General features: G+C 40.9%; 16 protein-coding genes. 5 read left to right on the top strand and 11 right to left on the bottom strand.

Features of this window, described 5'->3' with window-relative positions; genetic code table 11:
• Positions 1 to 8: 8 nt before the first annotated feature.
• The 6 genes from ACFO6W_RS13040 to ACFO6W_RS13015 form a co-directional block, all read right to left on the bottom strand.
• Positions 9 to 608 carry a sugar O-acetyltransferase gene (locus ACFO6W_RS13040; RefSeq protein ID WP_379997176.1) on the bottom strand — a complete coding sequence of 200 codons (600 nt, stop codon included), beginning with the start codon at positions 606 to 608 and terminating at the stop codon, positions 9 to 11.
• Positions 609 to 633: 25 nt separating this feature from the next.
• A complete protein-coding gene (locus ACFO6W_RS13035) occupies positions 634 to 2,976 on the bottom strand; it encodes an ATP-dependent helicase (protein ID WP_379997102.1) in 2,343 nt (780 codons plus the stop codon).
• Between the two features lie 395 nt (positions 2,977 to 3,371).
• Positions 3,372 to 6,596 (bottom strand): carbamoyl-phosphate synthase (glutamine-hydrolyzing) large subunit, encoded by a 3,225-nt coding sequence (gene carB / locus ACFO6W_RS13030; RefSeq protein WP_379997100.1) that lies wholly within the window; start codon positions 6,594 to 6,596, stop codon positions 3,372 to 3,374.
• Positions 6,597 to 6,675: 79 nt separating this feature from the next.
• Positions 6,676 to 7,440 (bottom strand): endonuclease/exonuclease/phosphatase family protein, encoded by a 765-nt coding sequence (locus tag ACFO6W_RS13025; RefSeq protein ID WP_379997098.1) that lies wholly within the window; start codon positions 7,438 to 7,440, stop codon positions 6,676 to 6,678.
• Between the two features lie 68 nt (positions 7,441 to 7,508).
• Entirely contained in the window at positions 7,509 to 8,282 is a 774-nt protein-coding gene (locus tag ACFO6W_RS13020; RefSeq protein ID WP_379997096.1) for a M15 family metallopeptidase, read from the bottom strand.
• A gap of 73 nt (positions 8,283 to 8,355) precedes the next feature.
• The gene (locus tag ACFO6W_RS13015; protein WP_379997094.1) at positions 8,356 to 8,748 is read right to left on the bottom strand and encodes a DUF1573 domain-containing protein; all 393 of its coding nucleotides are present in this window, start codon (positions 8,746 to 8,748) and stop codon (positions 8,356 to 8,358) included.
• A gap of 184 nt (positions 8,749 to 8,932) precedes the next feature.
• On the opposite strand from ACFO6W_RS13015, the gene ACFO6W_RS13010 reads away from it, so the two are divergent.
• The gene (locus ACFO6W_RS13010; RefSeq protein WP_379997092.1) at positions 8,933 to 9,889 is read left to right on the top strand and encodes a hypothetical protein; all 957 of its coding nucleotides are present in this window, start codon (positions 8,933 to 8,935) and stop codon (positions 9,887 to 9,889) included.
• Positions 9,890 to 9,972: 83 nt separating this feature from the next.
• Here the strand turns inward: ACFO6W_RS13010 and ACFO6W_RS13005 are convergent, their stop codons facing one another.
• From ACFO6W_RS13005 to crcB, 3 genes are all read right to left on the bottom strand, one after another.
• Complete coding sequence (locus ACFO6W_RS13005; protein WP_379997090.1) at positions 9,973 to 10,623, bottom strand: murein L,D-transpeptidase catalytic domain-containing protein; 651 nt, start codon at positions 10,621 to 10,623, stop codon at positions 9,973 to 9,975.
• A gap of 44 nt (positions 10,624 to 10,667) precedes the next feature.
• The gene (locus ACFO6W_RS13000) at positions 10,668 to 16,625 is read right to left on the bottom strand and encodes an alpha-2-macroglobulin family protein (RefSeq protein ID WP_379997088.1); all 5,958 of its coding nucleotides are present in this window, start codon (positions 16,623 to 16,625) and stop codon (positions 10,668 to 10,670) included.
• 121 nt (positions 16,626 to 16,746) lie between these two features.
• Positions 16,747 to 17,103: a fluoride efflux transporter CrcB gene (crcB, locus tag ACFO6W_RS12995; protein ID WP_379997086.1), complete on the bottom strand. Its 357-nt coding sequence runs from the start codon at positions 17,101 to 17,103 to the stop codon at positions 16,747 to 16,749.
• A 400-nt stretch (positions 17,104 to 17,503) separates the two neighbouring features.
• Here crcB and ACFO6W_RS12990 point away from each other — a divergent pair, with 400 nt between their 5' ends.
• From ACFO6W_RS12990 to ACFO6W_RS12980, 3 genes are all read left to right on the top strand, one after another.
• On the top strand, positions 17,504 to 18,985 hold the full coding sequence (locus ACFO6W_RS12990; protein WP_379997084.1) for a DUF3943 domain-containing protein: 1,482 nt from the start codon (positions 17,504 to 17,506) through the stop codon (positions 18,983 to 18,985).
• A 4-nt stretch (positions 18,986 to 18,989) separates the two neighbouring features.
• Positions 18,990 to 19,394, top strand: a complete 405-nt coding sequence (locus ACFO6W_RS12985) for a GNAT family N-acetyltransferase (RefSeq protein ID WP_379997082.1) — start codon at positions 18,990 to 18,992, stop codon at positions 19,392 to 19,394.
• A gap of 137 nt (positions 19,395 to 19,531) precedes the next feature.
• Positions 19,532 to 20,473: an aldo/keto reductase gene (locus ACFO6W_RS12980; RefSeq protein ID WP_379997080.1), complete on the top strand. Its 942-nt coding sequence runs from the start codon at positions 19,532 to 19,534 to the stop codon at positions 20,471 to 20,473.
• A gap of 82 nt (positions 20,474 to 20,555) precedes the next feature.
• Here the strand turns inward: ACFO6W_RS12980 and ACFO6W_RS12975 are convergent, their stop codons facing one another.
• Together ACFO6W_RS12975 and ACFO6W_RS12970 are read right to left on the bottom strand one after the other, a co-directional pair.
• Positions 20,556 to 21,179 (bottom strand): FKBP-type peptidyl-prolyl cis-trans isomerase, encoded by a 624-nt coding sequence (locus ACFO6W_RS12975; RefSeq protein WP_379997078.1) that lies wholly within the window; start codon positions 21,177 to 21,179, stop codon positions 20,556 to 20,558.
• Between the two features lie 104 nt (positions 21,180 to 21,283).
• A complete protein-coding gene (locus tag ACFO6W_RS12970) occupies positions 21,284 to 22,465 on the bottom strand; it encodes a MalY/PatB family protein (protein ID WP_379997076.1) in 1,182 nt (393 codons plus the stop codon).
• Between the two features lie 562 nt (positions 22,466 to 23,027).
• Between ACFO6W_RS12970 and ACFO6W_RS12965 the strand changes: the two genes are divergently transcribed.
• A complete protein-coding gene (locus tag ACFO6W_RS12965) occupies positions 23,028 to 23,441 on the top strand; it encodes a hypothetical protein (protein ID WP_379997074.1) in 414 nt (137 codons plus the stop codon).
• Positions 23,442 to 23,994 lie beyond the last annotated feature (553 nt).

The following is a 23,994-nucleotide window of genomic DNA, read 5'->3' as shown; positions in this document are numbered from 1 at the left end:
ATCATTACTTATTCAGATCTGTTTATTGAGCGCATCACCCGGCATGGATTCCCGACTGCAAGGCTATTGGACGGAATATCTTTTGTGACGACACTACCTGCACCGATAACGGAACCTTTGCCAATAGTAACCCCCGGCACAACTATAACTCCCCCACCCAACCAACACCCGTCTTCAATGGTAACAGGCAAGGCCAGAGTCCGGCAGAAGTATTCGTCACTCTCTCTATTCCAATCAGGTGTTAGGCGATCTTGCAGATCGATGGGATGTGTTGCCGTATAAATCTGTACATTGGACGCGATAAGGACATTATTGCCTATCGTTATTTTATTACAATCGACAAAAGTACAATTCATATTTACCGAAACATTATTCCCTATATGGATATTGCATCCATAGTCACAAATAAACGGATTGCCAACGGATACATTCGACCCTGTACTTCCAAACAATTCTTGTAAAAGGCTATATTTCTCAGATTTGAAATGATAAGGAAGCGCATTGTATTGTGACAGTATCCTCCGGGATTTTTCTTTCATCTCCAGAAAAATACTATCATGGCAATTATACCACTCTCCCATCATACACTTTTCATATTCTGTTTTCATCATCTCTATTGTTATGTTTCACCTCCTATCCCACAACCTCGAACCGGGCAAACTTCAGCAACAACTGCTTCACACCCGAATTCTCAAATTCAACTGTAGCTTTTCGGCTATCGGGATCACCTGTTACCGCAGTCACCTTACCTACACCGAAACGCTCATGCTTTATTACTGCACCAACCTGTACTTCACCTGAATTCACTCCCGCCGAAGCTCTCGGGGTAGCATTGCGCGCATTCACAAAATTGGAACGGGGAGATGCCGGAGGAAAACCAGCCTCCTGATGCGGAGCTATTGGCTGCCTCTGAGTTACCGGGCTTTCAGGATATGATGTACGGAGAGTATTCGTGTAATCATGCAAATCGTTTGTATATGTTTCGGGACGGTTGAGTACTCCGAATCCCCCACCGATTACGTTCAGATAGCAGGTATCTATATCGCGAAGGAAACGGCTTGGATTCGATGCATTTATTTGCCCGTTCCGGAAACGGCTTTTAGCATATGTAATCATGCAATATTCCTTTGCCCGGGTAATAGCGACATAGAACAAGCGGCGCTCTTCTTCCAGGCCCCGGAATTCATTCTTTGCCATTGACGACGGAAAGAGATCTTCTTCCAATCCTACAACGAACACATTCTTAAACTCCAATCCTTTAGATGCATGAACAGTCATCATTGTCACTTTTTCCTTATCAGCCTCCTTGTCCGTATCCTGATCGCTAAGCAATGATACTTCGGACAAGAAATCCATCAATCCTATCCCCCCCAGCCCTTCTTCCCTACGGCTTTCACAAAATTCATGAATACCGCCCAATAATTCCTGTAAATTTTCCTGACGGCTCATACCTTCCGGCGTCTGATCCTGGTATGCCTCGGTAGCGATACCGCTTTGTTTTACAATCCGGGATGCCAGATCATAAGCCGACAATTCCTGCAACCGGGCGATAAAACTTTCGATAAGTTCTCTAAACGCACTCAGTTTTTTAGCAGTACCGGCATTCACATTGAGATTATAGCCTAAGGAATCGCCGATTATCTCCCACAGGCTCACATTATGCGCACGGGCCGCAGCGGCTATTTTATTTAATGTGGTGTCGCCTATCCCCCGTGTAGGAAAATTAATGATACGCCGGAAAGCTTCTTCATCGTAAGGGTTCACCACCATACGAAAATAAGCGATCACATCCTTGATCTCCTTGCGCTGATAAAACGACAGGCCGCCATAGATACGGTATGGAATATTCTTTTTTCGCAATGCCTCTTCGAAAATACGTGACTGGGCATTGGTACGGTACAGGATGACGAAATCACTATATGAGGCTTTCTTTTCGCGACGGATATCCCATATTTTGTTCGATACAATTTCACCTTCCAAAATATCGGAGTAGGCGCTTTCAACCTCAATACGTTCCCCTTCGTCGTTCTTGGAATATATCGTTTTCTTTATCTGCTCACGGTTTTGTTGAATAAGACTATTGGCAGCATTAACGATATTCTGGGTGGAACGGTAATTCTGTTCCAATTTAAACAACTTCGATTCAGGATAAACTTCCTTAAATTTAAGTATATTATCTATATTCGCTCCGCGAAACGAATAGATACTCTGCGCATCGTCACCCACTACACATACACGGTGGTGCGCATCGGCAAGCTGCTTCACAACAAGATATTGTGCAAAATTCGTATCCTGGTACTCGTCTACAAGTATAAACTGGTAACGCTCCTGATAGCTTTTTAATACATCGGGATGGTCACGAAACAAAACATTAGTATAAAACAACAGGTCATCGAAGTCCATGGTATTGGATGCTTTCAGCCGGTTATTGTAATCTCTGTAAATATCTTTCAGTACCGGCATCTTCGAACGCTGGTCGTATTCCAGCAACTCCTTGTTTTGCGCATACATCTGCGGGGAAATCAGCGCATTCTTTGCGTTAGATATCATAGCCTGCACCCTGGCCGGCTTATAGATTTTATCATCCAGTTGATACTGCTTGATTATAGTCTTAATCATATTGCGGGAATCAGCCGAATCGAAAATGGTAAAACTGGAATTGAATCCGATTTTCCCGGCTTCGGTACGTAAGATACGGGAAAACACGGAGTGAAAAGTTCCCATCCATAAATAACGCGCATATTTCCAACCGATTATCTCGGCGATACGTTCTTTCATTTCACGCGCTGCCTTATTCGTAAATGTAAGAGCAAGTATGCTGTGAGGCATATAGCCTTGTTGCAAAAGATATGCTATTTTATATGTCAGCACGCGCGTTTTACCCGAACCAGCCCCTGCAATAATTAGGGAAGGCCCGTTTATATATTCAACAGCTTCGCGCTGCTGCTCATTAAGATGATCCAGTAAATTATCCATAGAAATCAGTGATAGGGTAACAAAGATAAGTCTTTTTTAGGAATATGTTCTTCTTTAGTTATGTCAATCACCAGTCGTTATTTTTGATTGCTGTATGAAATCATTGGATTCTTTTCAGCCAGGTGCAACCGAAGATTGCTTGTGTCCCTTTTGTCCAAATCCCCAAAAGAAACCAAAAATATTTTAACGATCCGCTTCATAGGCCGACCCGCAACAGATGAAAAGACGAAACGGAAAGGCTCGCTCTGAATACGGTATAATACGAACCGGGAGATAGGCTCAAACACGTTCCCGTTTTTTTCGTCTCTGTGTTATCACATACAAACCCCTATTTAAGGATTCAAAAAAACAGGGTTGCTCAAAGAACAACCCTGTGATATTTGAGCCTTAGCTAATTACAGTTTATACTCTTGCCAGCTCTTAATCGGAATATCCGTTTCCTTCATTTCGCAAAAGGCCTGAATAAATGCACTCGCCAACCGTGCGTTTGTTATTAGCGGGATATTATGGTCGATAGCTCCGCGGCGGATTTTGTAGCCGTTGGTAAGTTCGCGACGTGTATGGTTTTTAGGGATATTGACAATCAGCTCGAACTTGTGATTCGACATCATATCCATCACATTGTGTTCCTTTTCTTCATCCGGCCAGCTGACCACCATTGCCTTGACACCGTTATCCGCCAAGAATTGCGCTGTTCCGGCTGTAGCGTAAATATCGTAATTGCTTTCCTGCAACATGGCGCAGGCATCCAGTAAGTCTACTTTCGATTTACTGTCACCGGACGAAACCATAACACTCTTCTTCGGAATGTTATATCCGACTGAGATCATCGATACCAGCAAGGCTTCACTGAAATCATCTCCCAGACATCCGACTTCGCCGGTCGAAGACATATCCACACCGAGAACAGGGTCAGTGTTATGCAGACGGGAGAATGAGAACTGGGAAGCTTTTACACCAATCCAGTCGATATCGAAATTTGAGTTATCCGGTTTTTCATAAGATGCATCCAGCATAATGCGTGTAGCCGTCTCAATGAAATTGCGTTTCAATACTTTAGATACAAAAGGGAAACTGCGAGAGGCCCGGAGATTACATTCGATTACTTTCACATCGTTATTCTTAGCCAGAAACTGAATATTGAAAGGTCCACTTATATTTAGCTCTTTCGCTATCTTACGGCTTATCCGTTTGATACGGCGGGCAGTCTCGAAATATATCTTCTGAGCCGGGAAAACAAGTGTCGCATCACCCGAGTGTACTCCGGCAAACTCCACATGTTCCGAAATAGCATATTCCACGACCTCGCCATTTTTAGCTACGGCGTCGAATTCTATTTCCTTTGCATTTTGCAAAAACTGGGAAACCACTACCGGATATTCTTTCGAAACCTTTGCGGCCAGCGTCAGGAATGTCTCCAGCTCCTCGGCATCGTGACATACATTCATCGCCGCGCCTGAGAGGACGTAAGACGGACGCACCAGTACGGGATAGCCCACCTTCTCTACAAATCCCTGAATCTCGCTCAAACTGGTCAATTCCTTCCATGCAGGCTGATCTACACCAAGCTGGTCGAGCATACTGGAAAATTTATGACGGTTTTCAGCCCTGTCGATAGACAATGGAGATGTTCCCAAAATCGGAATATCCTGACGATGTAACCTTATGGCAAGGTTGTTCGGTATCTGTCCTCCCATAGATACAATTACACCCCTAGGCATTTCCAGATCGAGAACATCGAGTACCCGTTCGAATGATAATTCATCGAAATAAAGACGGTCGCACATGTCATAATCCGTAGATACGGTTTCAGGATTATAATTTATCATGATAGATTTATACCCCAGTTTGCGGGCTGTCTGTACGGCATTTACCGAACACCAGTCGAATTCTACCGAACTGCCTATACGGTACGCCCCCGAACCAAGGACCACAACGGATTTATCATTCTTGAAATACGGCACATCGTGTTCACTCCTGTCGTATGTCATATACAGGTAATTCGTCAAATCGGGATTTTCGGAAGCAACTGTATTGATGCGTTTTACAGACGGCAGTACATTCATCTTCTTACGAAGAGCGCGTACACGAAGAGATTCTTTCTCTACGTTGCCATCAGGATCTTCTACAAAGCGCGCAATCTGGAAATCGGAAAATCCGAGATGTTTTGCTTTCAGCAGTACTGGTTCCGGAACATCTTCTATACTGTTATAATCTTTCAGGATCAGTGAATAGTCATATATATTTTTCAGCTTCTCGAGGAACCACGGGTCGATCTTAGTCAGGTCGTGTATTCTTTCTACGGTATATCCTTCTTCAAATGCTTTGGCAATAGCGAATATACGCAGGTCGGTCGGGTTCGAAAGTTCTTCATCAAGATCGTTAAATTCCAATTCACGGTTACCTACAAAACCGTGCATTCCCTGCCCGATCATACGAAGCCCTTTTTGGATGATCTCTTCGAAGGTTTTTCCGATAGACATTATTTCACCTACCGACTTCATACTGGAACCGATAAGGCGTGAAACTCCGACAAATTTACTCAAATCCCAACGCGGAATCTTACAGATCAGGTAGTCGAGCGAAGGGGCTACATAAGCTGAATTAGGCGTACCCATCTCTCCTATCTGGTCGAGAGTATAACCTAATGCGAGTTTCGCCGCAACAAAGGCCAATGGATAACCTGTCGCTTTCGATGCCAATGCCGAAGAACGGCTTAATCGCGCATTTACTTCTATAACACGATAGTCGTCAGTTTCGGAATTGAAAGCATACTGGATATTACACTCCCCTACGATACCGATATGGCGGATGGCTTTCTTGGAAAGCTCCTGCAACATGGTCAACTCTTTCTCATCCAGGGAACAGGTAGGTGCCACAACGATACTCTCCCCCGTATGAATACCAAGGGGGTCGAAATTCTCCATACTGGCAACGGTGAAACAGTGGTCGTTCTTATCTCTTATCACCTCAAATTCTATTTCTTTCCAGCCTTTGAGAGATTCTTCTACCAGTATCTGTCTGGAATAGGCAAACGAACTTTCACACAAGGTCTTGAACTCTTCCAGATTGTTACTGATGCCGCTACCCAAACCGCCTAAGGCATAGGCAGAACGTACCATCACGGGGAAACCGATACGGTTAGCAGCAACAATGGCGTCTTCCATTGTTTCCACAGCCTGACTGACAGGTGTTTTCACATCTATCTCATTCAGTTTCTCTACAAACAGATGGCGGTCTTCGGTAGCCATGATCGCTTCCACGGAAGTACCCATTACTTCCACTCCATACTTTTGAAGAGTACCGTTCAGATATAGTTCCGTACCACAGTTAAGAGCTGTTTGTCCTCCAAAAGCGAGCAAGATACCATCTACATTCTCTTTCTTTATTATTTCTTCAACGAAATAAGGAGTTACAGGTAAGAAGTAAACCTTATCGGCAATACCTTCCGAAGTCTGGATAGTTGCAATATTGGGATTAATCAATACAGTATAAATCCCTTCTTCTTTTAAAGCTTTTAAAGCTTGTGAACCGGAGTAGTCGAATTCTCCGGCCTGCCCGATTTTAAGTGCGCCCGAGCCCAGCACGATGGCTTTCGTGATCTTTTTGTTAATTGACATAGAATTATGGCTAATTGTAATAGATTATTTAGTAATTGCGTAAAGATAAGGCATTTTTATGAATAAGCCCTAAAATATATTATGGTGCTATATCGATAAATAATGGCCTGTGGTCTGATGCAATGCTGTCGTCCAACACTTTAGCATGATATACAGGATATGTGCTTCCTATTGCCGTATATCCCATAATGTAGTCGATAACCCTATCGGGACTGACGGACGGAAAAGTCATGTATTCTACATTATTAAGGATTTTCCATTCGGACGACAAAAGTTTTATCTCTTCCGAATCAGGCTCTGCATTCAAATCTCCGATCAGAAAAACAGGCTTGCCATATGCTTTCGCTTGCTGGTTTATAATTTCAATTGAAGACTTGCGGTCTTCTTTGGTTAAAGAAAGATGTGTGGCAAAGACAATATAATTTTCAAACTCGGCTATAAGGAGTGTACGTTGTTCTTCCTTTCCCGGCAGTGGTATATTTCTTGACGATAAAGGACTTCTTTTAGATAATATCCCTACGCCATATTTCCCTCCCTGAAATGAGATGGCAGCTCCATAAACGGCATGCATCCCGGTGAGATTACTTAATTTACCGAGAACATCAATCCCATTGCTGCGCCGGGTTACACTGTCGAGCTCCTGAATAGCCAGTACATCGGGAGATACGGATTCTATTATATCTGCTATCCGTTGATAGTTGGTTATATTATCCATACCACGGGCATTGCGGATATTGTAGCTCATAACCCTGAATGCATCCCTCTCATGAGGATACTGCTCTTTCTGAGCAAATAAGGAGGACGTAAAAGCCATAAAAAAACAGGCTAGAAATAGTTTCTTCATTGTGTTGATATATAATTGTGTTAAAGATACCAATATTTAGTATAGCGTCAGACTCATTTATATAAAAATCAGTCTTCAACCAGCAATTCCGGTCTGTACTCGAAATGCATTGTGTCATAATGGTACCACTTCCCGCCCCAGATAAAGCCATACTTCTCGAAAACATCTACGATCTGCTGTGGTATACGATTCTTATATTTCACAGCCATGTCTTCTGATGTACAACGGCAGTCCCATTGCCAATAGTCGGAATACTTCACATTCAGATCTATTGCGGTACCGAAGCTATGGAAACTCATACGATCAGTTCCCCGTACCTTCCGCCAGTTGAAAGTCCCTGCACTATGAAGATAGTCTTTGAATTCGGGGTGTTTGTCCAACTCATCCGAGATTTTCTGTAGCTGTTTGTCTACCCCGTTTATGTTTGTAACCTTTAATTTCTGGTTTATAAGATTGGGACACCATGCGATTGTAACAAGATTTTGTTGCACTTCGGATGAAGTAGCGCCATACATTTTCTTTAATAGTCCTTCGTTACGTATCCGCCCGGGGTCATAGTTCCTTGGTATATCCTTCAACTCCCCTTGTTTGTAATCATATGCAAAGATATCACCTAAATCGGAGCTGTTCATCAATTCGCCATGACTCTTCTTTACTCCCTCAGCGTATCTAATTTTAGAACCGTCATACATGATGAGAGACGCTCCGTCATATCCTTTAATCCGGGAAGGATAAGCATTCATCAATTTCCTTACTCCGACAGGGTATGACGTCATATCCTGCGCTACCGTACGGAGTACAAAAAGCAGGAGCAATAATGGTAAAATGATAAGTTTTCTCATATATTCCCTGTAAAATAAAAAGGATATACCCCTTTATTCGGGATATATCCTATTCTTATATTCTAAAGGTTAATTATTTACGAATAACTTCACCTTTGATATTCAATCGGTAGATTGAGTCCGGCACATTAGAGAATACTGTAACATCCTTGTTGAATGTCCCCGGACGGCCAGTCGTAGAATAAGTTACTTTAATCTTACCCTCTTTGCCGGGCAATACCGGCTCGTTTGTATAATCCGGCGTGGTGCAGCCACAACTTGCCTGTACCCTTTGGATAAGGAAAGGCGCCGTACCTGTATTTTTGAAAATAAACTCGCAACTTACCGAACCGGCACTTTCCGCAACCTTACCAAAATCATGTACTGCTTTTTGAAAAGTTACCTTAGGTGCTTTTTTACCGTCCTGAGCTGCGATAAAACCTGTTGATAGCACTAATGCAAACAGGATAAGTCCAATCTTTTTCATATTCCTAATTCTAAATTTACTTGTTAATCGAATGTAGTTTTTAAGTTCATTTAATCTAAATAATTCACAAATGTAAGAATAAAATCAATTAGATATTGATATTTTAACAATAATTTCAGAATACCATTACAATATAAATATTATTTTTGTCGCATTATTTTTTTAACACAAAATTTACAAATTTATGAAAAAACAAAACTTTATTGTAACTCTTTTATTCGTATGCATCTTTTCGGCTTGTAGTAACGATGATGATATAATTACGGAACCGGAAAAGAAAACTACACTGATAACTAAATTAGAAAGGTTAATAGACGACCAGAAAGTGCCGTTTAGTACATTTGCTTATGACAACAACAATCAGCTTACCGAAATCGTATATAAGGAATACGATACTGATAGTAAAAATTTCTACAAAACCTCGACTTACAAGTTCACACGAAACGGTAAAACGGCGAGGGTGAATCTTACAGATGTATATCACAATGATAACGACAGGCAGGAAACAGATACTTATGATTTTAAATACGATGACAATGGCAATGTCATTGAATGGGTAGTGTATGCCTTGGATGGTATTACAAAAGAAGAAATATATACTATTACATGGAATAACGGCAACCTGACGAAATTAACCAAGCTATGGGTTGAAGAGAATGAAAATGAGACTTATGATGTAATCTATGATGCCAACGGGAATATACAACCGGTTACAGTAGAATCGTTTCACCAAGGAATTCCTTCCTATACTACATATAAAAGTGTATATACGTTCTCTGTGAATACTTCTAAAAATGTAAATTTCTTTTCCCTGTTGCCTCAGGAATGCATACTTCTGACGATAGAGGCCGAATATCTGATATTGAGCCGTAACCGAAATGAAGTCATAACCTACACAATAGACTCACAATCAAAAACATATACAAGTTCAGACAAAACAACGGTTGAAAGAGAATTTACAAGTAAAGAAACCTTTGCATATGCATTCAAATATGATAGTAACGGTTTGCCTACGGAAGTAATAGAAAGCTCAACAGAATTCGTTAAACACATTGATCATGTATATCCTGAAAATAATTGGGAACATACATACGGTCCTTCACTTCAAGATGCTATCTATCCAATATTTATACAAAAATAAAGAATAAAAAATGCTCGTTATAAGAGCTAAAAATGACGGGGCAGGGGTATCTCCTGCCCCTAATTGTATCCGTAACATATAATTCAGATATATATCCACATCAATACAGGCTTTTTAGATATTTTGAGCATCTCATCCACCTTACGCATCATCTCGTTGCTGACAACAGGGCATCCCTGACTCCAGCCCAGTGGCAGATGTCCGGGATAAATATCATGGTCGGCAACAGGAGTATGAGAATGTAATACTACCCAACGTTTGAAAGCATTGCTATTTGTCTTATCCAGTCCATGCATCTTATAGTGGATATTGATACCCCAGCTGCTGTATGCACGTGCTCCTATCTTATACTTTCCCAACGAAGAACAATAACTACCTTCCACATTACTGAATACAGGCTTTGCCTGTGTACTTTCCATCCCATAGCCATGGCAGCAAAGTCCCGAATACCTGATCGTATCTTTAGCGAAATCCCAGACAAAGAAGCGCTTCTTCCCGGAATGGATACTAAAATCGATGAGATAGCAGTATTCAGTATTGAAACCTTTCGATTTGCAATAGGCCAAAGCTGAATCAGCTTTGGATTTAAGCCGGGTAAAAGCTAGTTGCTTTTCATCTTCTGTATTTCTATGCTCCGTCTGATTTGTCCCACTGTAGCAAGACTTGTATCTGATAAAAGATACAAGCCCAACCAGTAGGAATGTGGCTAATATGATAGAGCCGAATGTTTTCATGTACCTGTAGTTTTAGCTGTAAAAGGTCTTTTATATCATATTTACTATTCTTTCACCGTCACTTTTATACCCTGCGTATGCGATACAAATTCAGGAGCATACATACATTGAATAGTCGTGATCCCATTCGCATACTCCCCTGTACGGTTTACATACACAGGATATTCCAATACATATGTGCCTTTAGGCAAATGGTCGAAGTAGAAATTAGTGGATGCGTCTTTCGCCATCTGATAGTATATCAGACCGCCTGCCCATCTTGTACCTGAAATAGTCTGCTGCGGTTCAAAACATGGCGCACGCATATCTTTCAGTTGTACGAAATCCATGTCCCTGTCGGTGCGTACTGTCAAGCGGACAATCACTTTATCACCGACTGCCAGCGGGTTCGACTCAGTTATCAGGGTCAAACCTTTTCCTGCTGCCGATACATTCTCTTTAAATAGCTCCTTGCTAACATTCAGATCGCCTTTTTGTATTGTTATCTTGTCCAGATTTTCGTAATACTGCCAGTATATAGCACCATAAGCAGGCTGGGAAGAGGAGGTGGTTACTTCCACTCTTCCCATATCATTCGCTATTTCCGACTTATTCCATGTTTGTTTGAAATAGCCTGTCCCCAGTTCTTTATTCTCCGGTTGTACAGTCTGACTTCCTACCTTAATTACCGTCGGAGCGGGTTCTGTTGCAAACCAATCCGTACCTAAGCGTAACAAGGCATTGATAGCATCAATAGACGCATGAGTGGATTCCCATACTTGTGTACGCTTCTGATTCAGCAACCAGCGTTTCATCATATCCATATCCTCTTTAGATGCACCATTTTGTTCCAATGCGTCCATCAGGAATGTATGTACACTGATAGCAGATAATGACATAAATACATTGCTGCGGTTGTTTGGCCAGTACATGCCCAGTCCGGCATTCTTAACGGCATGTTCCCTGATTGATTTTACAATCTTGTTTGCCTGCTCTTTTTCTCCGTTTTGTTTCAGCACAACCGAAAGGATAGAACGTTCATACAGGTTCAATTTAGTCCAGTTCCTAGTTACCACATCTGTATAGAAACGCTCGGCAGCACGTGCTTCCTGACTAATCGGTATATCACGATAGAATGAGCGCACATAAGCAAATTCGAGCTGATTGGTAGAAATAGTCGTAACCTTTTCCCAATCTTTATTATACTTTTTAAGGTTTTTGAAATCTTCCGCAATCTGATTATCAATATATTTCAATGCTTTCATTTGCATTTCTTTTATCTCCTGCGGATACTCCACCTGTCCTGTTTTTTGCAAATTAGCATATCCGTAGAGTATATACTGAGTTACCGAACGGCTCGGATAAAGTCCCTTGTACCACGACCAGCCTCCGTCATTTGTTATTAGTTCCGCTAATTTCCTTGTGGCTGCATCGGTTTGTTGTTTTGTATTATTCAGATCGAATAGCAGAGACAGGCGTTGCATTTGCTCTGTTTCGTCTTTGGCATCGAGTACCCAAGGCGTTTCTTCCAGTAAGACAGCTTTCAGTTCTTCATCTTTCTGAAGTTTGGAAACGAGCGTTTGCTTATCTCCTCCCTGCTTTTGCCAAGCCTGTATCATAGAAGCTACTTTCGGATACTGGCGGACAATCGAAGATCCCAATGTATTCACATAATAACTGGCAAACCAGTTCACGGCGTTTTCATTCGACGGATTGCTCATAGTCGGCAATGCCTGTACCGCATACCATGCCGGATTGGATGCGTATTCCAATGTCAGGCGATAGTTGCTCGCTGTGTTTGATGTATTGTTATATAGTTTATCGAATGTGAACGTACTTGTGCCCTGCTTCGTAATATCTATCGGCATGCTTTCGGTTACCAGCATACGATTGGATAATACAGCCAATACATGTTGCTCACCGTCACTGAACGATTCGTTTTGTGCTACAATGCGGCAACCTATCAGCTCTATGCCGGCAGGAATATCGAATATCCAGCTAACTGATGTAGAGGCATCTTTTTCGAGAGAGAATGTTTGTTTTTGGTTTGCAAGGCCTAAATCAATTACTTTATCAGTTGCAGGGTCAAAGAATTCGATATGTACATCTCCGGATAAAGACTTATCCGAAAGATTTGAAATTTTAGTGGAAATACTTGTCTTATCTCCCTGACGGACAAAACGAGGCATATTAGGCGTCACCATCAGTTCTTTACGGGTAATCACCATCTGCTCTAATGTACCTACACGTGCATCTTTATCGTGAGCCAATGCTCTGAAACGCCATGTAGTATTGCTTTCGGGTACAGTGAAAGATATAAGGGTCTCGCCTTTTTCGTTAGTCCTCAACTGAGGAAAGAAGAATGCTGTCTCGTTGAAATTCTGGCGGATTTGAGAGGCAGAAGCAACCGGATTTGAAAGATCAAGTTTATCCAATAAACTTTCTACACCTCCTGCCGAATCAGCAACTACAACAGATTCTTCAAGCATAGCCTGCGGTGCGGCAATAGCCACTCCGGCAGCCCGGCCTTGCAACACATTCGAAACTGAACCAGTCAGCATATGTGTCTTTCGAGTACCATATCCGACAACGACAACTTCATCATCGGAATAGTTCAAATATTGCCTAGGGATATCTCCCAATGTATTATTCCGTCCGTATGAATATATAAAATCAAACCAGTTGATAATATCTTTTGTCCTTTCAGGAATCGATATATCATATTGAGATTTATAATAGAAATTGAACAATCGGGTATAATCGTTACTATACCATGGGAAACTGTAATTTACAGGCGTTACATATTCCCGGCTTGTATAAGGGCGGTTAAACGCCCATGCCGTATATGGATATAATTTGTCGAGAGAAGTGTCATACATCGAAGCCAGCAGTTCTGCCAATACAGGTTGGTTTGTAGTGTCTTTTACGCTTATAGTCCATATTTCGGCCTGTCCCGGACGCAGTTTATCACGGAATACTTCCAGTTTAATATTCAATTGAGTATCCGGCAAATCTGTTTTCTTATACAATGAAGCCTCTTTATTATAAAGTTTACCATCCCTTACCGATGTGAATGTCATTTTCAGTTCATCACCATACTCATCTTTGTAAGGCACGGTGAATGTCTGGTTCGCATCACTGAGTTTTACGAAACGTTTTTCAAATACCTTCTTATTATTATACAACTGATAAAGGATATATGAATCTTTTTCCGATGAACCGAATATCACTTCGGCCGGCTTGTTTTTCTCAAATAACAGATTCTTCGTTATCAGCCATTCATTTGTCTTTACTGGTGGTTTCTTATCAGCATAAGAATAAAGTACGAAATTCTGCTTTTCACTCACTTCATTTCCTTTACTATCCAATGCTTTCACCTGTAACTGATATTTACCCGACGCTAATGATTTCAATCTGGCTTTCAACTCGGTTTGCTCTCCAGTTTTGAATGAACCGGACAATACTTTGCTTTTTATAGAATCGTTATCATCCAGCGCGTATATTTCGTAAGTCCCCGAAGTTTCAATATCCTGTGCCTGCAAGTTACGGGCTGCGATTTTGAGTTCGTAGTCGCTTGCTTTCTCCATCTGTTGCGGTATATCGATATTAATTAGCATCGACACATTCCCTACGGTTAGGGTATAAGTGTTCGACTGTGTTTCGCCATTCACATCCGTAACCGTAGCTGTAATGTTGAATGTATATATCTGCTTGTCATTGATGGAACGCAGAAGTGCCCTGTTGCCATCTCCGGCTTCGGGAGTGAATGTAATTTCGAACGAACCGTCATCGTTTGTCTTCACAATACCATCCGTAAAAGGTGTGGTGTTACCTGAACGCCAATACCAGAAGCTAAACTGCTCACGGGTTATATTGTATTTCACATCGGCACCCTGTAAACTGATGCCCGAAAAGTTCTTGGCATAGCCTTTCAGTGTCACCTCTTCCCCGAATGTATAAGTTTTATCTACTTTATCGAAGGTTATTTCAAAGGTAGGACGTTTGTATTCTTCTACATTAAAATAGGCTGAAGCGTCGTCTATCTCAATGTGATATCCTCCCAAAAGACCTGTTTGCGGCAAGACAAATTCGCCGGATATAGAGCCGAATTCATTTGTTATGATTTCCTTTTCAGCAATAGATTCACCATTTGCATTGTATAATTCAACAGTATATTCTTTATTCGCCAGCAATTTAGAACCATTATCTATGGCTATTGCTTTGAAATAAACGGTCTGGCCCGGACGGTAAATACTCCTGTCCGTAAATATACTGATGGCCTCTTCATCTCCGTCTTGCTGAATCTGGTTCCATCTGTAATTCTGAGCCGATAAGGTTTCTGCCCGCAAGCAGGAATCAGCTCCTAATTCAACCTTATATGTAGCTATATTATAACGGTACTGATCTGTAGTGATCGTCTTATCATTGTAAACGGCAAGCCCCAAAGCATCTGTTTTAAGTATTGTTATTAACTTCTGAGCAGTTTTACTATTGGGATATTCATAGGTATATATTTTAACTGTGGCATCTTTTACAGGTTTGCCTGTCATACGGTCTACTACAAGTATTTCGTATTCATCTTTGGCACTGTTGCGGGACAGTGTAATTAATGAAGATACAGTAAAATCGAATGTATTATTGATTTGTAAATTTAAATTATCCTTCGCATTATCATTTTCCAAACTATCTTTCGAACGACAACTAAAGGAATATTTTCCCACAGGTAAGACACCTAGATCTATAGATAATGTGTCCTGCTGATAGGCAGCTTTAGAAATCAGGTTCAACTGAATATCTTTCACCTGATTGTACTTTCCGTTTTCTACTTTATATAATTTGAAATCCGGCTTTTCCGTCAAAGCTTGTAAATTCTTATGTATCAATATCAGTTGAAACGGTTGTTTCGGATACTGTAACTGATTTCCTTTTATTGTCAGGGACGGATATTCCATTTCATTCAATCTGGCTTGAAGCACTTTTGCCCCGTATGATGCCGGATATTTATCTATACCTTTCTTTATCCATGTGTAAATCTTTTCTCTTACATCGGCTGATTGAGTTCCGGTATATGAATCTACTATCTTATTTATAATCTCAGTAGACGCTTCATTGTTCTCATATTTCTTTTCCAAAGCGATGAAAATGTCTAATACTTTATCACCAGACAATGTACGGGAATTCCGACTAAGATAGTTTGCCTTATCGATCTCCGTGAAAACAAGTGTCGGTATCATATTACGGCTCAGTAAATCCTTCATATATTGCTGGTAATACAGATAGATTATTTGCCGCTTATCCGCTCCGGCGCCAATATTGAGTTTGATATATTCATCTGCCGGGGCTGCCAGTTGCTCCAGACTTGCCCCCGTAAGCGTTGCATCATATTCCCGGTAACCCATTCCCTCAATACTCTTCGCTATCTGAATAGCGCGTTCCATCAGGAAGTCATATAAAGTAGGATAGTATTTCTGACCGTCAGTACCTAAGAGTATAATGTCGTCATAAGTCTTGGTTGTGGATTGTTTAAGCGTTGTGATATCTTTTACCGATAAATCAAGATTCCCGATAATCTTATTCATAAAGATATTGCTGCTCCACTCTTTCATATCTTCGGGAACCATATCCTGCAAATCGGTTCGCTGGTTTATCTGCCACTGGTTGCTGTTATAATAGTCGGAATATAACTCAGCTAACATTGAATGCAGCAAAGCTTTTTCTTCCGTATTGGTAGTTTGAGGTAATAAAGCCTGTAAATCTGTGAAAATAGTCTCATTATCGCTTCTGTCTATTTGTTTCTTATACTTATTTTTATAGATCAGGGCTTTGACCACTTGAGTGGTATTCTTATCGGAAATAGCCTTTTGCAGAATTTCATCGACAGATTTGGCTGCCGATTGCGGAAGACTTTGTTGCTCATAATCTTCTGCCTGTTTCCACTCATTTTCATATTTCTTATTTGATGTTTGTGCTATCATACTGATGCTCAATAAAAAGAACAGACTAATCAATAATTGCTTCTTCATATTATTATGTTTTGTATTTTCTCTCAATATATTATAGACGGATTTTAGGTGTATTATTCATAAGGAAAAGAGTTAAAATTAGTTATGAGTTATATACTTTCAACTCATCACTTACAACTTATCATTTACTAACATACATTCCCAACCATACCGCGCCAATGCCCGACACACAGCTGGATAATGTATAAACAAAGGCCATTGCCATCTGGTTGTTGTTGGCTAATGTTAAAGTTTCGCTGGCAAATGTGGAAAAAGTTGTAAAGCCTCCGCAGAACCCTGTTATAAGCAGGATGCGAAGATTATTCGAAGGTATAAGGTTTGCGAATATGCCAATACAAAAGCAGCCCAGTATGTTGACTGCGAATGTCGCCACAGGAAACGGGAACGGTTCGGAGCGCGTTATCAATACTGAGGCGAGGAAGCGCATAACGCTGCCTACTGCACCTCCTACACTGACTAAAATAATCTGCTTTAACATAGTCCAAATTTACATGTTTATTTTAAAAAAACAGGTAAGTCGTTAAAAATCGATTTACCGGAATCCGCTATGTACAATATTTTATACTTAAAGGATGACAGCACAAAATAACAAAACAAAGTCGAGATCTTAACAACCCTGCCTGGAGGAGGACTTACAATGAAGGTAAAAAGTGGAAAGCCGAAAATGAGGGAATAGTGTCTGATTTCAGGTTTTCAAAACATAGCTATAACTTGCAGGAGAAGAATTTTTAATTGTCTCCGGTGTTACTTTTTTATCTAAGGATAGAAGTTTATTACTTTATACTCCATTTTCTAAACTTTTTAACATTATTATTGTTGATTCTTTAGTTATTTTATCTTTACACACTTAAAATGATTTGAATATCAGACATACATTTATGTATAAAAGACTTATCACTACCCATGTTATATTTATTATAACCGCTGTATCGGCATATTCCCAATTTGCCATACACAAAACAGTGGTTCCTTCGAAACCTGCCGACTCTATAGATATTGCCTTCTACTCCAAAAAGAAAGGGCTTGGTGCTGCAACCCAGATATTTTCCTTCAATATGGGGTTATGGGCATTCAACAGATATGTAGCCAAACAGGACTATGCGTATATTGACATCCATACCATCAGAAAAAATATTAAGCATAAGTGGGTATGGGATAATGATGATATGGGCAACAATATGTTCCTGCATCCCTACCATGGCAATCTTTATTTCAATTCGGCGCGTTCGCGGGGATACAACTTCTGGGAATCAGGCGCCTTCGCCCTTGGAGGGAGCGCCATGTGGGAATTGTTTATGGAAAACGAATATCCTTCATTCAATGATATTATAGCTACCCCTGTAGGCGGGCTTGCATTAGGAGAGGTTTTTTACCGCACATCCGATTTGGTCCTTGACGACCGGAGAGAAGGGATGAACCGCTTCGGACGTGAATTGGCCGGTTTCCTTATTGCTCCTACCCGGGGCCTTACCCGTGTACTGAACGGTGATGCATGGCGTAAACGCTCCACCACGGGTAAACAGTTCGGAGTGCCGGATGTATCTGTGGAAATAGGTACCGGTGTGCGGGCGCTGGAACTGAAGGGACAGATACTGGATAAAGGGGTCGGCGCCGCTGTGGATATCAATATCGAATATGGAGACCGCTTTGCCACCGAGAATGAAAAGCCTTACGATTACTTTTCGTTCCGCAGCAACCTGAATGTACAGGGTTCACAACCATTACTTAGCCAGTTGAATATACTAGGGCGTCTTTATGTAACAGAAGTTATCGATAACGAGAAGGATTTCCTTAGCTTCGGATTCTATCAGCATTTCGATTATTACGATTCCGATACGATATCCGATGTGTCGGGCCAGATTCCATACAAATTCTGTACTCCGGCTTCTGCAGGTTCGGGATTTATATACGAGAATAAGCGATGGAAAAATTTAAGATTCACTGCCTTTATGCACGGTACCCTTGTCCTGTTAGGAGGTACGCTCAGCGATCATTATGTAGTGGACAAGCGAAATTATAATCTGGCAAGCGGATTCAGTTCCAAGATAGGAGGAAGCCTGACCTATAAGAACAAAATCAGTGTATCCACTTCTTATGAGATGTATCGTATGTTCACATGGAAAGGCTATCCCGAAAATGTGGACTGGGAAAATATAAATGTCCATGAGTTCGACTATCAGGGCGACAGGTCACAAGCCATACTGCATGCTTTCAGCTTAAGAGCAGATCTGAAAATGACCGAACATCTATATCTGACAGGGATATATAGTAATTATACCCGGGATACCAATTACAGGTATTTCGATAATGTATTCTCCAAAACATCGGAAGGCCGTTTACTTCTAAGTTATAAATTTTAAGATCATGATAATAGCCGAAGCTCCATACCAGAATGTACTCAACATGCGTCAACAAGTAATGTATCCGGACAAGGATACGGAATTTGTAAAGTTACCAGATGATGAACGGGGGTTACATATCGGAGCATATGAGAATGAGGAACTGCTGTCTGTCATGTCTATTTTTCTTCACGGACGAGATATACAGTTCCGCAAGCTGGCAACCCGAAATGATATGCAGGGAAAAGGTTTTGCTTCGGCCCTGATGAAGTGGCTTATAGATTATGCCAATGATATGAAATTCGACAGGATCTGGTGCAATGCCCGCGCAAATGCAGCTGGTTTTTACAAGAAATTCGGGTATGGGGAAACGGATGAGCGTTTCTCAAAAAACGGATATGAATATGTCGTGATGGAACGGAAATTCTAATTTGAGAATTTAATATATCAGCAAATCGGCAGCAAATATATAAATGAATAAAATTATTCTTAATGCTCAATCTATATGCTAAACTTTCCCATCTTCCCATTTGTTTTAACATCATTATTAACTAGTTATACCTTAAAATGAAAAAAAGAAAAATAGGAAAATCAAAACTGGAAGTATATCCTTTCTGCCTGGGAGGAAATGTTTTCGGCTGGACAGCCGATGAAAAGGCATCGTTCGAAATCCTTGATGCATACACTGACGCCGGATTTAATTTCATAGATACGGCAAATGTATATTCTGCATGGGCACCGGGGAACAAAGGCGGGGAATCGGAATCTATCATTGGTAACTGGCTGAAGAGATCAGGAAAGAGAGAAAACTTTATTATTAGCACTAAGGTAGGCGCGGCGCTTTCTCCGGATAGTAAAGGACTGAAAAAAGAGTATATACTAAAACAGGCCGAAGCCTCGTTGCAACGCCTGCAAACCGATTATATAGATCTGTACTTTTCTCATTACGATGACCTTACAACTCCGCAGGAAGAAACGCTGGAGGCTTATTCCCAACTGGTAAAAGAAGGTAAAGTCCGCTATATAGGAGCTTCGAATATGAGCGCTGAAAGACTCGTGGAATCCATTCATAAAAGTAAGGATAACGGCTATGCCGAATATATCTGCCTGCAACCCGAATATAATCTCTACGACAGGTATAAGTATGAATCAGAATATGAGCGTATAGCCGAAAGGTACGGACTCGGTGTAGTCAGTTATTATTCATTAGCGAGCGGCTTCCTTACCGGTAAATACAAGTTTGATGAAGAAGTTAAGGGTAATCGCTCCGATGCAGTAAACGAATATATGAACGATAGAGGGAGGCTTATTATGGATGCGTTGACTCAGGTTTCGGAACGGCTGAACGCGACTCCTGCCCAGGTAGCTCTAGCATGGCTTATAGCTCACCCTTCCATTACTGCGCCTATAGCCAGTGTATCCAAAGCCAGCCAGCTCGATATACTGAAAGCTGTAGATCTGAGCCTGGATAAAGAGGATATGGACAAACTGAATGATGCCAGCCAATAAGCAAAATATCCAAAGATCATAGATAGAAACAAAAAGGACAGGCCTTCAGACCTGTCCTCTATTATATAATCAAAATCTTATTTTAGTGTCCGCCGCAACCACAGCCTGAACCGCATCCACCTGCTCCGGCCATTTCTTTTTCTTCGTGTCCGCCGCAACCGCAAGAGTCGTCTTCACCGTCTCCACAGCCACAACCTGAACCACAGCCGCAACCTCCCTGAGGAGCAAATAAAGCGGCTATTTCTTCCGGAGTAGATTCTCTGACATTAAGAACCTTACCGGAGAAGTTCAATGTTTCACCCGCTAACGGATGATTGAAATCCATCTTGATAACATCGTCCTTAACTTCTACAACAGAACCGTTCAGACGATTGCCATTCGAATCCATCATCGGCACCATATTACCTTCGAAGATCACTTCCTCGTTTAATTTACCATCTTGTTCAAATATATGGCGGGGTAAGTCTACCAATGCATCATCGTCGTATTCACCGTACGCCTCGTCCGGAGTAAGTACGAAGTCGAACGAATCGCCTTCTGCCAATCCGTCGAGGTTCTTTTCAAAAGCCTCGAGCATCGAGTTTGTTCCGTAGATAAATTCAAGTGGAGTCTCAGCTGTAGCTCTTTCCATTAGTTCACGTTCTTCACCTTCACCTACATTAAGATCATAAGATAAAGAAACAAACTTATTTGTTGAAATTTTCATTTTTAAGTATTTGTTTGTTTAATTAATAACCAAAGTCTGTTGAGACTCTTTTGTTTATTCTTTGATGCAACAATCGTGCCTGATTTTGCTTTAAAACAACTTTCTTAATCAATTTGTTTCGAATCCACTGCCTTTTTAAGATTATCCAACGCTTTCCGGATATTTGACAAAGGCGTACCTACATTAAGGCGCATGTATCCTTCTCCTCCTTGCCCGAACATGGTACCATCGTTAAGTGCCAATTTGGCATCCTTCACGAATAGCGAAACCAATTCTTTTTGCCGGAGGCCGAGTTCTTTACAATCGAGCCAAACGAGGAAAGATGCCTGCGGCAACATAACCTTTATTTGAGGAATGTTCTCTTTCAGGTATTCATCTACAAAAGTAATGTTTTTCCAGATATACTCCTTTGCTTCGGCAAGCCACTCATCCCCGTGTTCATAAACAGCCTGCGCGGCAAGGTAGGCAAAAATATGTCCTTCTTCCAGTTCGCTGCTCGAAAGATAAGCATTAAACCGATCCCTCAGTTCTTTGTTAGGGATAACAGAGTAGGAACTTACTATACCCGCTATATTAAATGTCTTGCTCGGTGCCATAAATGTTATGCTGTTTTGAGCAGCTTTCTCCGACACACAGGCAAAAGGAATATGTTTATGCGGCGTAAATGCAAGGTCGGAATGAATTTCGTCCGAGATAACAAGTATATTATTATCATAACAGATTTCGGCTATATCCGCCAGTTCCTGCCGTGTCCACACCCGTCCCCCCGGATTGTGAGGATTGCAAAGGATAAGTACCTTGCATGACGAATCTATCATCTTTTTCAATCCGGCCAAATCCATCCTGTATTGCCCGGCTTCCAATATCAACGGATTATCTGCCACAGGCCGGTGATGTAATGTAGGTATAATACGAAAAGGATGATAAACCGGCGGCTGGATAATTACTTTATCCTCTTTGGTTGTAAAACAGTCGATAACAAAAGCGATTCCCTTAACGATACCGGGAATAAATGTCAGCCACTCCTGCTCTATTTTCCAGCCGTGTTTCTTGTCCACCCAGTTCATTATGGCATCATAATATGCCTGCGACGGACAGGTATATCCGAATATACCATGTTTTGCCCGTTCTACAATGGCCTCGGTAACGGCCGGAGGTGACAAAAAGTCCATATCGGCCACCCACAACGGAATAAGGTCAGGGTTGCCGTATCGTGGCTCTAAAGCATCTGTTTTAAGGGCATTTGTTCCTCTTCGGTCGATTATCTGGTCGAAATTATATTTCACAATTCGGTTAAATTTGATTAGCAACGGCAAAGGTACGGAATAGTTGGCAGAATAAAGTCTTAATAAAAGATAGAAATTATTTATTTGAGGGAAATTCCGGAATAATGGTGATCTATAATGAAAATCTTTATCTATATATAGCTTTTAGCTGATAGTTCTTTGAAATTTTGATTAGCAGATTAGCGGATTAGCAGATTAGCAGATGACTGAAAAAGCTGTTACTTTTGTTACCTTTTGAAGAAATTTACTCCCGCTGGCGCGGACTTCCAGTCCGTGTCTTGTTGACAGGGTAAAAATGTTTGCTACGCAACACACAGACGGGACGTCTGCGCGAGCGAGGGAAATCTTTTTGCTTTTTAGGTAAGATACGGTTTATAAAACCGTGCCAGTATGAGAAATAGGTTATTACATATATAGGGCTAATTATTCAAGATATGATGCTTCAGATAAATACATTTTTATATATTTGTAATGAAATGACCCTTAAACTCTTATAGCCCTATCAAAAGGTTCTTCTTTCTATCAATTGTCTTAAGTTTTTAATCCTCTAAATCTTACTGAAATGAAAAAGATTTTTTATTATTTTATTCTTATTATGATACCGTTATGTATCATAAATTGCTCTGAAGATAAAGAACAAGAGCAATTTTTGTTTTCTATCGAAAATAAAGAGTTCTTGCTTTTCAAAAATCGTTCCGACGCAATAAATAATAGTGGAAAAATGAATTATTTATATATTGAGAATAATTATTTAATTATCGATTATGCATATTCAGATAGTGATAATGGAGTCCTTGGATATTCAGGAAAAGTTCATGATTTTTCTAAAAAAATATTGGACACTCAAATACCTGAAACCGGGCTGAAAGTTATTATAAGTGGAACCTTTATTAAATCAAACGAATCTTATTCGGCTGTTCCTGAAATCATCTCCGTTGAATTTTATACTTCATCTTCTATATTACCAGAACTATAATATACGGATTTATGAAAAAAATCTCATTTCTTCTTGCTTTTATTATCATTAGTACCCCGCTGGCGCGGACTTCCAGTCCGTGTCTTGTTGACAGGGTAAAAATGTTTGCTACGCAACACACAGACGGGACGTCTGCGCGAGCGAGGGAAGTATTGAAGGAGCCCCCTAAATTGGCTCCGCCGAACGTTGTTTCCCCAGGGGGGACTTACAGAGAGGGAAAAAAGTGACAGATAGAAAATAATGGAAAAAGTGTAACTTTTGTAACTTTTTTGATATAGTTACGAGTTACTGCGCCCTTCGGGCAATTACGGGTTACGAGTAGACAAGATACCAGATACGAGTTGTTTACTGTTTACTGTTTACTGAAATAAGTGTTACCTTTTAACTAAATACAATTAAAAGATGTAAACAAAAGAGGGTGTGTCAAAAGTAATTTTTACTTTCATTTTGTCATGTTGAACGGAGTGAAACATCTCGTGCCTGAAGGTTCGGGATTCTTCATTGCATTCAGAAACAACGTTCGGCAGAGCGAAGCGGAGCCAATGACAAAGAG

Origin of the sequence: Dysgonomonas termitidis (assembly GCF_042654545.1) — a bacterium.
GTDB lineage: Bacteria > Bacteroidota > Bacteroidia > Bacteroidales > Dysgonomonadaceae > Dysgonomonas > Dysgonomonas termitidis.
The sequence above is the reverse complement of the archived record's forward strand: the minus strand, read 5'-3'. Positions and strand labels throughout refer to the sequence as shown.